Raw genomic sequence first — 9,767 nt, 5'->3', positions numbered from 1 at the left:
ACGCTGACTTCTTAGGGCTTGGAAGTCAGCTATTTGCTGCGAACGTAAGCGGCGCAGAACGTGACCACCGCCTGATCGATGGCGGCGTCAACCGCATCATCACTGGGTGTTGGCAGATGGCCAAGCAGTTGAGGCCAAAAGATCACGGCTTTGATTGAGCCAATAAATTGATCGATGGCGAGTGGAATGTTGGCGATCTCGAGTATACCTGCGTCGATGCCTTGCTGCGCCCAGCGGTACAAGCCGTAAGAATCCTCAATTGAGGAGAATTTTTCCATCATTAACGCGGACGTCTCTGCGCAGCGCATACACTCGGTCATCACCATGCGCGCCGTCATCTGGAAATCGTCATTGTTGATGTGACACATCTGTTTGCGTGTGATGGCTTTAAGCTGCTGCTCTATTGCAACAGAAGTGTCAAACTTCAGGTCGTTTTGGTCATCAAAGCGACACATCAGCTTGTCTACAATAACCTCAAACAGGGCATCTTTGTTTGGGTAGTACTTGTAGAGTGTACGTTTTGATACGCCCGCATGGCGAGAAATCCCTTCCATACTCGATTGCTCAAAGCCTTTTTTTGCAAAGACTTCGATGGCGGATTTGATGATATCTTCTTGTTTTATATCGCTTCTAGTGCTCATTAGCCGAACCCAACAAAACTAAAAGTAAACGATAGTGTTTACTTTTATTAGGATAGAACCTAAAGTATACACCATCGTTTACTTTTTTGGGTAGCCAATAGGTCATGAAAATGAGCAACGTGATTAAAGCCTCAGTGATTTCTGCGTTAGGTGTCGTAGGATTAAGTCAATTTAGCAAAGCCAATCCCGATTCAGCCCTCGCTCGTAGCGAGCAACAGCGCGCTGAGCGCATCGCCCAGTCGCCTCAGTTTCAAGGTGGTAAAGTGATCACTAGAATGCCTTCAGTGCCTTCTCCTGAAAGTATGTCTTCAGTGATGTGGACCTTCTTTTTTGAGCGCAGCTCCCTAAAGCCTCAAGGTTCTCTACCCAATAGGCCAGTTGATATCGAACGCTTGAATCAGCGTAGTGATGAGATGCGTGTCACTTGGCTTGGGCACTCGAGCCTGTTTATCGATATCGACAAAACGCGCATCCTTATCGATCCGGTTTTCGAATACGCTTCCCCGCGCCTAGCGAAGCGATGGTTTGATCGTAATGTGAGCGCGCCAGTCAGCCGTGAAGCACTACCTACACCGGATGTGATTGTGATATCCCATGACCACTATGATCACTTAGAAGAGTCGACGGTCCGTTATTATGCCGATAAAGAGGTATTGTTCTTTGTGCCTCTTGCTGTTGGTCGTCACCTCGAAAAATGGGGCGTGCCAGCGGAAAAAATCCAAGAGTTCGACTGGTGGGAGTCTGCTCGCGTGAACGGTGTGGAGCTGATCGCTGCACCCGCTAACCATAACTCAGGCCGCACGGGCTTTGATTCCAATACCACGCTGTGGGCATCCTGGGCGATCAAAGGTCAGCATGGTTCACTGTTTTATAGCGGCGACAGCGCGTATGACGATCATTTTGCTCAAATCGGCCAAAAGTTGGGCCCGTTTGACATGGCCTTTATTGAGGTGGCGGCAAACGTTAAAGAGGGCAAAGGCTTCCCCGTTGAAAACTGGGGCCACATGCAGGCCAAACATACCATGCAAGCGTTCTTGGATTTAGAGGCTAAACACCTGTTCCCAGTGCATTGGTCCACGTTTGAGCTGTTTGCTCACAAATGGGATGAGCCGATGACAGACCTGATCGCGGAAGCGAAGCACGCTAGCGCCCAGTTGGTCACGCCGATGATTGGTGAGACGATTTTGGTCAGTGACGACATTCAAACCAGCTACTGGTGGCAAGAGCCTGTCACCTATCTGGCGAATGCCCAATTGAGCTACCAAAATTAGCCTGCGATCATCGGCTAGCTTGTAGAAAAAGCCTGCAGTTTGCAGGCTTTTTGTGTTTCTGGATGGTCAAATTTATTCATCCGGGCCAATGAAGGGTGTTTGATTGGCGTCTATTTTGAGCGTTTGGGTTGGGAAGGCGATATCCGCTCCGTGACGATGGACGATATCTAAAATCTGCAACAGCACATCTTGCTTTACTTTGTGAAAGCGAATCCAATTGACGGTTTTCGTAAAGGTGTAAACCATGATGGTGAGTGATGAGGGAGCAAAGCCATTAAAGTTAACAATCAAGGTCTGTTTTGCGTCAATATCTGGGTGATTTTGCAGCATGCTTTTGATGTCATTGGCGATCGGTTCGAGTTTGGAGCTGTCGTCATAGCGAATGCCGATGTTTTCGTGAATCCGACGGTTGAGCATGCGAGATGGGTTCTCCACTACAATACTGCTGAACACGGAGTTGGGCACATAGAGAGGACGTTTATCGAAGGTTCGGATGATGGTCATACGCCAACCAATTCGCTCGACGGTACCTTCAATTTCTCTGTCTGGTGAACGAACCCAATCGCCGACTTTAAATGGGCGATCAAAGTAAATCATCATGCCACCAAAGAAGTTTGACAGCAGATCTTTCGCGGCAAAACCGACCACTAAACCACCGACACCACCGAAGGTGAGTAAGCCTGATAAGCTTAGGCCGAATGTCTGCACAACGGTGAGTGCGCCAATGACGACAAAGAACAGGCGCGTCACTTTGGCGATGGCTTGTACCGTGGTTTCATCACGCTTCTTTTGTTTGAGAATGTACTCTTCAACATTGCTTATGAGACGCATCACTACCCAGATGAAGATACCCACAACGAGAAAATGTTTGAGTGTGCTCAACCAGTTGAGATTAGAGTCAGTTTGCTCTTGCAAGACAAAGCCAAGAGAGATGGTCGCTGGCCAACACCAAATCAGCGTGCTGACGGGGGTTTTGAGCGCTGAAAGCACGAGGTCATCCCAATGGAAATGCGTTTTCTCCACCAAGACTTCTAAGCGCCCATACACCAGACGCCAGACTATCCAAGCGACAAAACTGGCGAGTGTGATGAAAATAACATTGCTGTTCCACTCTTTGATAAACAGTAGCACATCCTGTTGCCAAGCTAAGACTAACTCATTCATTTTATTTATCTTTGGGTTATGCGCAGAGGGTTCAGTATAGAGGTTTAGGTGAGCTGTGAAAACCAGCCGAATGTCAGAGTTTATTGACTGCTGAAATGATCGGAGAGTGCCGTACGTCGGTGCTTGGCCGCGCCGCCACCTTCTAAATCGACCGTATCTTCATAGCCTTCTTTGATAAAGCGCTGCGTGGGGCTGTTGGGCTCGAGTCGTTTCAATTGCGGAGAGCTGAAAGTGCCTGCAATTTGGTAAATGGACTTACCGCCCCCTGTGGTGACGAAGACTTTTTTGCCATCAAACTCGAAATCTGTTGCCACTAATCGGTCGTTACGAAATACCCCTTCGCTACTGAGCGTCAGTATTTCAGTATTGTAGGTGGGTGCGCCAATTTCTATCCAGCGTCCGTAGACATGTTTAGGGTGCACATAGTCTTGATAACTCACATACAAGAGTGCGGAAAAGCCGAGCGCTAAACCGATGATCACAACGGGCAATACCACTTTAAAGATGGATACTTTGTTCATAGTTTCGCTTCGATCTTGTGTGAATAAACAACGTCCTACCAGTCTAACCCCTCGCTCGCCAGTTCGATATCTCAAATGAGACCAATTCAGAACTTAGACAAAAAAGTTTGATCTTTAGCCAAATAATGATGCTTTGATAAGCGGTGACGCAATATGAATCCAATAAGTATAGCGTTCGATGCGTTGGCGCAATGATGCAATGGAAGGTCAGCAAAGGAAATGCTTGCTCTGTCGGGCGGTTTCGTATAAAAGTTTCACTCCATCAATGATAATCGAGTCGTTATTCAAGGAGAGAATCGTGATCAAAGTCAACTCGTACTTCGAAGGGAACGTTCAGTCGTTAGGGTTTAATAAGCAAGGTGAAGCGTCGAGTGTCGGTGTCATGCTCGCGGGTGAGTACACCTTCGGTACAGCAGCACCAGAGCGCATGACAGTGGTGAAAGGGGCATTGACCATCAAACGTGTGGGTGATGCAGACTGGACAACCTATTCCAGCGGCGAGTCATTTGACGTGGCGGGCGACTCTTCGTTTGATCTGCAAGTCAAAGAGGCGACGGCCTACCTGTGTGAATATCTCTGATGCAGTGAGAACCGTATTGGTCTAGATTTGAAACCACGCAATGGCGTGGTTTTTTTGTCTCTGCGCCAAAATGATAACGGTTGTTTCGAAAAATCCGAAAGGATAGTCAGTTATTATCAGTTTAATCACGACAGCCATGAACTATACTCATTAGTATGCCGTGATGCATCGTGAGGAGGTGACTATGGCCGTTGTACCCAAACACAAAGACCAGAATAGCCGTTACGATCCCAGCCAGGATTTAACCGCCGACCAGCTTCATCGCTTTGGTAAAGCGGCTAGCAAAGCGCATGAAAGGCGTAAAGAGCTGGCAGAGAGCGGTTCGGTAGTGTCCGCTGCGCGCGCTGCGAAGGATGCGGCATTTCGCCCTGTCTATCGTCCTAAAAAAGACAAACCCAATACCGTTCGTTATGCCGTATGGCTGGTGGTTGTGATGGTATTCAGTTTGTGGCTGATGTACATGTCTCGTTAAACTCACTTCTCATCCAATTACGCAGAATCAACACGTGCTCGTTTTTGAGTTTTTCTTTCGCACAAGCAAAGTAGAAAGCTTGATGCGGATTGAGCACAGGTTGGCCAATTTCGACCAAATACCCCAATTTAATGTCATCTCGAACGAACATTCGGTGCGTAACCAACACGCCCAAGTGACGTGTTGCGGCCTGTACGGCTTGGATGGATGCGCTAAAGCTCAGATTCTTGGCGAAGGTGGGCAGAGCAAGTTGATGGGCTTCAGACCAGATTTGCCAGTCGTTTTTGCGTCGATCGTTGAGCGCGACAATGGCGGGTTGTTGAGTGAGAATGACCGCGGGATCCATCAAATGCGCATCCTCAACGTCACCGGCATAACACTGCCTAGCGACCTCTGGACTGGCGACCAGTACAAGTTCGTCATCGGCGAGTTTTTCACAGTAGTAGTCCTGCCAATCGCTGGTATTGCCATGAATGAGCGCCACATCCACCCCTTCTTCTTCTAAAACGAATTGACCAATCAAGGTGGAAATACGGATATCAATATCGGGCGCGTGTTGATTGAACTGGCTTACCCGCGGGATCCACCAGTGCATAGCAAGCGAGTTAACCATGTTGAGGGTCAGACGGTTGCTATGGCGATTGGCTAAAAGGTGCGACGTGGCCGCGACGATCTCTTCCAGTGCTGGTGCCACGCGGCGATAGTATTGCCGCCCCGCTGAGTTGAGAACCACTTGACGACCAACGCGAGTAAATAGAGGTTGCTCTAGTTGTTGCTCGAGGTTTTTTATCGCCTGACTGATCGCGGAATGACTGACATACAAGGCTTTAGCGGCGGCCGTCATACTTCCGGTTTCGGCAACGGCAACAAACGCATATAAGGATTTCATCGGAGCAACTATTTTCATTTGTAAGATTTTCTAACAGTTGATGTTGTGATTACTCGTTATTCATTGCTGAAAAAGGTCGATAGACTGGGCGCAGATAACGGAGGAATAATGAAAACCACACAAGACATCTCTACATCACCTGTCCTTTTTATGTTGGCCTCTACCTTCAGTTTGTCACTGACTGGGCTAATGTCAAAACTTTTAACAGATTCTATCGCGCCGAGCGCGCTGAGTTTTTTGCGTTTTGCGGTGCCTGCGCTGTTGATTGGGTTAATGACCAGTCGGTCGTCATGGGCGTTGCCTCGCGGACAAGTACGAAAAGCATTGTGGGTACGTGCGCTGTGTATTGCTGCGTGTCAGATCTGTTTTATCTACGCCTTGAGCCATCTCAGTTTGGTTGAAAGTGTGGTGTTGTTTGGTACCGGGCCGCTGTTTATCCCCGTGTTGGAAAAACTCATTTTTCGCACTGCTATTGGAGCAAAGGCGCTGTGGGGACTCACATTGACATTTGTGGGCGTGATATTGCTTGCTGGGGAGTGGGGAGCGCTGACCTTCAAACCGGCGTTATTGGTTGGGTTACTGGCCGGTCTTTTTAATGCGGGCTCGCAGCTCAGTTTGTACCGAGTCAGTCATTCGTCGATGAGCAGTTTGGCGATTAACCTTTGGACCTTCGTGTTTGCGGCCTCGCTGGTTGCCCCCTATTTGATTTGGCAAGCGGTCACCTCTGCGCCGCTTGTTTCTCCTCTGACTGGATATTCGCTCCATTGGGGCTGGGGCTTACTGGCTTTGTTGATTGTGTTGATGTCGCTGCTAATCATTAACACTCAGGTATTTCGAGCCAAGGCGTACCGTTTGGCGGCTTCGGGCTCTCAACTTGCTCCGCTTATTTTCACCAATTTAATCTTTTCCACCCTATGGCAATGGGCCTTTTATGATGAGCATTACCATGTATGGCAGTGGATTGGCCTGTCGATTATCGTTCTCGCTAACGTTATGGTGGTGCTAGTACCTCACTGGCACAACAAAAAGCCCAAGCTGTTATGGAATAGATAGTACTTCGTAAGCCGAGTGCCACTAGTCAATCGATGATGGCTTGATGCGCAAGCCATAAGGCAGCGCACTGAACACCGATTTGTGACGGGACGGTATCGGAGCCTCATTCACGCCTTGCCAGTCAAGCAGCATAATGGCCAACACGTTGCGATGTTCACCGTAGGTCAAATCAAAATCACCGCTGACTGAAGCGATCATACCGCGCTCAGCATTGATGGATTGTTGAATCGCGGCGCGCGTTTTAGCGACAACAGGGTCATCCTCAAGCCCCGCCAGCAAAAAGGCGATGCCCACTTCGGCGATAATATCCTCTTTGGTACGAGCTAAAATGGTGTCGATGTTCTCGCGCAGATAGTGGTAAATCCACTCATGCTGTTTCTCGTCAACCGCGTGCTGATAATAGTGTGATGCGGCAAAAATGATGTGCGTCATACCGTAGATTTTATTGCCGTATTGTTGATTGGATAAGGCAGCGTCTTCGGCATCTGGGTAGGTGCTTCGAAAGGTCTGTGTAAATGCCTCAACCACATCTTGCTCTTCGAGTTGTTGTAGCCAATAGACTTGATTGGCCAGTTGGGCTGCCCACGCTTTGATCATGTCTGGGTCGGTGACATAGCGTTTGAAATCGTAGCGACGGATCACGTTTCGTAGCGCGTTATCATCCAGATGCTCTAAATGATATTCGTTGGCGCGAGCCAAAGAGCCGAGCAGGTCGACACCCAGGTAAATGTACTCAGGGTAGCGCTTAGTCATTTGATAACGGCGTTGACTGCGCTCGTCTGAATCCCCCTCATAGCTGCGATTGCGTTTTTGGGCGTAGGCCATGATTTGCTCTGGAGTGTGTACTTGCGCTGCAAATCGGTTGAGTCGACTCGCCACCCTTGCCATATCGCTCCAAACTGCGGCTGCGTATTGGTCATCAAGCGTTTGGCGATACATTCTCAAACCGTAATGGCCCTCTTTAAAGGCTGGCAAAGTGTAAAGTTTACGCTCGTAAGTTTGGCGGATAACCTCTGCCGACTGCTCGTACGTCATCGTCTGAGCGTGAAGCAGCGTACTCAATGTGGTTATGCACAAAATAAGCAAAGTGGCAGGGAGTCGCATTCATGTGTCCTTACAATTGGATAACGAGACAAAAACGGTGAGCGTAGAGTAAAGCAAGTATTCTTCAATGTTATGTAAGCGCCCCGTCAAATGAAGGCGAATAATACGTGAGATGAGGTAAAGCACAAGCGATGGAGAGGAGAGGGTGAGAAAGTGACGTCTTTGTTGTTAATTTAGCTATCATTAAATTAACAAGTGTGAATGAAACGACTGAAAACATTAACAAAGGTGTGTAACCTTATGGGCAATACTGGTAATAACTAATATTTGCGTCAATAATAAATCACTGATCTTTATGTTTTTTATTTTTATGTGTTTCAAAGCCATAGGAGGCTGAGTGAAATCAAGCTTTGGTAGGCAGTGGCCAGTCTATCTCCTGTTTATGCTGTTGTGTGTTTGCTCCGTGAGTTTGGTGGAGTTCCTCGACCGCAGCCAAAAGAGCTTTCTGCGCGATAGTATGTTAGCGCGAGCGAAAGAAGAGTTGTCCATTATTCGCTCAGAGATTGAAGCGTCAATCGTGTCCGATATTTATGTGGCTAACGGCCTCTCTTCTTTGGTTGCGGCTAATCCTGACTTTGACTTTTCTGGCTGGGATTTAATCGCATCGAGCATTATGCGCCGCAGTAATAATGTCATGGTCGTCGCACTGGCACCGGATGATGTGATCCAATACATCTACCCGCTAGACGGTAATGAAAAGGCCGTAGGTTTGGTGTATCAATCGATTCCAGAGCAATGGCGTACCGTACGAAAAGCGCAGCAATTACAAGAAATTTTCATTGCCGGACCCGTCGATCTCGTGCAAGGCGGACAAGGATTGATTGCACGCGTGCCGATTTTTATGGACCCTCCCTACAACAGCAAGTATTGGGGAGTGTGCAGTGTGGTCATGTCACTTGAGTCTCTCTATCAACAAGTCGGGGTGGAAGCGTTTGAATACAAATACCACCTAGCGATGCGAGGGGTAGACTCTTCTGGTGAAGAAGGCGAGATTTTCTACGGCAGCCAAGCGGTATTTGATGACGCATTTTCTGAAGAGATCGTACGCTTCCCCTATGGGAGCTGGCAAATTGCTGCGTCAGAGAAAACCGATTTGCTCGCCACTATTGAGTGGTATCGTGTTAACGCCGTGCGCATTTTAGGGTACCCGATGACCATGCTGCTTTTGTTCGCGTTCTCTACTATCTATCGATTGTATGACAATGCACACAAACGCTCCCTGCAAGATGAGCTCACTGGGCTGCCCAATCGTCGCTACTTTATGTACTCACTCCAGCAGCAGTTTGATCTGGTCTCAAGAGATGAGAAAAAAGGCGGCTTTGCTCTTTTGAATATCGACCTAGATGGCTTTAAGTTCATTAATGACACCTACGGGCATGCCGCGGGCGATAAGGTGCTGGTGGCGGTGGCTGAGCGTTTGGTTAGCACGTTACGCGCCTCGGACACTGTAGCTCGGGTTGGCGGGGATGAGTTTTTAGCTATGCTACCACGTGTCAATCGTGAAGAGGACGTAGACCGCATTCGCACGGAGTTAACTAAAGCGATTGCCCGAAACCCAATCATATATGAGCAGCACTTGATCACAATAGAGGTGAGTATCGGCCACGCGATGTACAACGCGAATATGCGCAATATTAATCAGCTGCTCAAGCTCGCGGATAGCAGTATGTATGACATCAAACGCCATCACCGCAAGGGATTCGGCACGTCTTAGAGGTGGATGATGAAGAACTTGACTCAATGGCTAGCGGCGTACGGTGAGAGCCATCAAAACCCGATTAATCAGAAAATTCATAAAGTGGCTGTGCCGGGTATTTTCTTGTCGGTCGTTGGGCTGATTTGGTCACTGCCGAGTTTGGAGTTGTATGGGCTCCGTCTCAATTGGGTTTGGGTGGCCGCACTCCCTGTGATGATGTTCTATTTTCGCTTGTCGCTTAGCGTGTTTATTATGATGCTAGGCTTCCTTCTCGCGTGTATTGCGTTAATTTGGTCTCTGGAGATCATGAGGGCGCCGGTGTTGCTTGTCTCCATAGCACTGTTTGCGGTGCTCTGGATAGCACAATTTATTGGTC

General features: G+C 48.4%; 11 protein-coding genes. 6 read left to right on the top strand and 5 right to left on the bottom strand.

Annotation, left to right across the window (positions count from 1 at the left end; genetic code table 11):
* Positions 1-29: 29 nt before the first annotated feature.
* Positions 30-641, bottom strand: a complete 612-nt coding sequence (locus AC6R0L_RS05015) for a TetR/AcrR family transcriptional regulator (RefSeq protein ID WP_500626767.1) — start codon at positions 639-641, stop codon at positions 30-32.
* A gap of 110 nt (positions 642-751) precedes the next feature.
* On the opposite strand from AC6R0L_RS05015, the gene AC6R0L_RS05010 reads away from it, so the two are divergent.
* Positions 752-1,912, top strand: coding sequence for an MBL fold metallo-hydrolase (locus tag AC6R0L_RS05010; RefSeq protein ID WP_500628462.1), 1,161 nt, complete (start codon positions 752-754; stop codon positions 1,910-1,912).
* A gap of 72 nt (positions 1,913-1,984) precedes the next feature.
* Here the strand turns inward: AC6R0L_RS05010 and AC6R0L_RS05005 are convergent, their stop codons facing one another.
* Both AC6R0L_RS05005 and AC6R0L_RS05000 read right to left on the bottom strand, forming a co-directional pair.
* Complete coding sequence (locus tag AC6R0L_RS05005; RefSeq protein WP_500628461.1) at positions 1,985-3,076, bottom strand: mechanosensitive ion channel family protein; 1,092 nt, start codon at positions 3,074-3,076, stop codon at positions 1,985-1,987.
* A gap of 80 nt (positions 3,077-3,156) precedes the next feature.
* Positions 3,157-3,597 (bottom strand): DUF2850 domain-containing protein, encoded by a 441-nt coding sequence (locus AC6R0L_RS05000; RefSeq protein ID WP_334552145.1) that lies wholly within the window; start codon positions 3,595-3,597, stop codon positions 3,157-3,159.
* Positions 3,598-3,895: 298 nt separating this feature from the next.
* On the opposite strand from AC6R0L_RS05000, the gene ppnP reads away from it, so the two are divergent.
* A complete protein-coding gene (ppnP, locus tag AC6R0L_RS04995; protein WP_500628460.1) occupies positions 3,896-4,177 on the top strand; it encodes a pyrimidine/purine nucleoside phosphorylase in 282 nt (93 codons plus the stop codon).
* 184 nt (positions 4,178-4,361) lie between these two features.
* Positions 4,362-4,649 (top strand): hypothetical protein, encoded by a 288-nt coding sequence (locus AC6R0L_RS04990; RefSeq protein ID WP_334552143.1) that lies wholly within the window; start codon positions 4,362-4,364, stop codon positions 4,647-4,649.
* Here the strand turns inward: AC6R0L_RS04990 and AC6R0L_RS04985 are convergent.
* The gene (locus AC6R0L_RS04985) at positions 4,618-5,556 is read right to left on the bottom strand and encodes a LysR substrate-binding domain-containing protein (protein ID WP_500628459.1); all 939 of its coding nucleotides are present in this window, start codon (positions 5,554-5,556) and stop codon (positions 4,618-4,620) included. The genes AC6R0L_RS04990 and AC6R0L_RS04985 overlap by 32 nt on opposite strands.
* A gap of 90 nt (positions 5,557-5,646) precedes the next feature.
* Between AC6R0L_RS04985 and AC6R0L_RS04980 the strand changes: the two genes are divergently transcribed.
* Positions 5,647-6,591 carry a DMT family transporter gene (locus tag AC6R0L_RS04980; RefSeq protein ID WP_500628458.1) on the top strand — a complete coding sequence of 315 codons (945 nt, stop codon included), beginning with the start codon at positions 5,647-5,649 and terminating at the stop codon, positions 6,589-6,591.
* Between the two features lie 21 nt (positions 6,592-6,612).
* On the opposite strand, the gene AC6R0L_RS04975 is transcribed toward AC6R0L_RS04980, so the two are convergent.
* On the bottom strand, positions 6,613-7,695 hold the full coding sequence (locus tag AC6R0L_RS04975) for a DUF3541 domain-containing protein (protein WP_500628457.1): 1,083 nt from the start codon (positions 7,693-7,695) through the stop codon (positions 6,613-6,615).
* 382 nt (positions 7,696-8,077) lie between these two features.
* Here AC6R0L_RS04975 and AC6R0L_RS04970 point away from each other — a divergent pair, with 382 nt between their 5' ends.
* Both AC6R0L_RS04970 and AC6R0L_RS04965 read left to right on the top strand, forming a co-directional pair.
* A complete protein-coding gene (locus tag AC6R0L_RS04970; protein WP_500628501.1) occupies positions 8,078-9,409 on the top strand; it encodes a diguanylate cyclase in 1,332 nt (443 codons plus the stop codon).
* A 9-nt stretch (positions 9,410-9,418) separates the two neighbouring features.
* Positions 9,419-9,767: Mpo1 family 2-hydroxy fatty acid dioxygenase (locus AC6R0L_RS04965; protein ID WP_500628456.1), on the top strand; the 349-nt coding region annotated here is incomplete at its 3' end.

This window comes from Vibrio sp. R15-SG3-ISO1A (genome assembly GCF_059833955.1).
Note: the sequence above shows the minus strand (reverse complement) of the source record. Positions and strands in the feature narration are given on the sequence as shown.

Bases quoted from the DNA above. Each gene is read 5' to 3' on its own strand.
- AC6R0L_RS05010 (WP_500628462.1), top strand. From the start codon at position 752: ATGAGCAACGTGATTAAAGCCTCAGTGATTTCTGCGTTAGGTGTCGTA.
- AC6R0L_RS04970 (WP_500628501.1), top strand. From the start codon at position 8,078: ATGCTGTTGTGTGTTTGCTCCGTGAGTTTGGTGGAGTTCCTCGACCGC.
- AC6R0L_RS04985 (WP_500628459.1), bottom strand. From the start codon at position 5,556: ATGAAAATAGTTGCTCCGATGAAATCCTTATATGCGTTTGTTGCCGTT.
- AC6R0L_RS05005 (WP_500628461.1), bottom strand. From the start codon at position 3,076: ATGAATGAGTTAGTCTTAGCTTGGCAACAGGATGTGCTACTGTTTATC.
- AC6R0L_RS05015 (WP_500626767.1), bottom strand. From the start codon at position 641: ATGAGCACTAGAAGCGATATAAAACAAGAAGATATCATCAAATCCGCC.
- AC6R0L_RS05000 (WP_334552145.1), bottom strand. From the start codon at position 3,597: ATGAACAAAGTATCCATCTTTAAAGTGGTATTGCCCGTTGTGATCATC.
- AC6R0L_RS04980 (WP_500628458.1), top strand. From the start codon at position 5,647: ATGAAAACCACACAAGACATCTCTACATCACCTGTCCTTTTTATGTTG.
- AC6R0L_RS04975 (WP_500628457.1), bottom strand. From the start codon at position 7,695: ATGCGACTCCCTGCCACTTTGCTTATTTTGTGCATAACCACATTGAGT.
- AC6R0L_RS04990 (WP_334552143.1), top strand. From the start codon at position 4,362: ATGGCCGTTGTACCCAAACACAAAGACCAGAATAGCCGTTACGATCCC.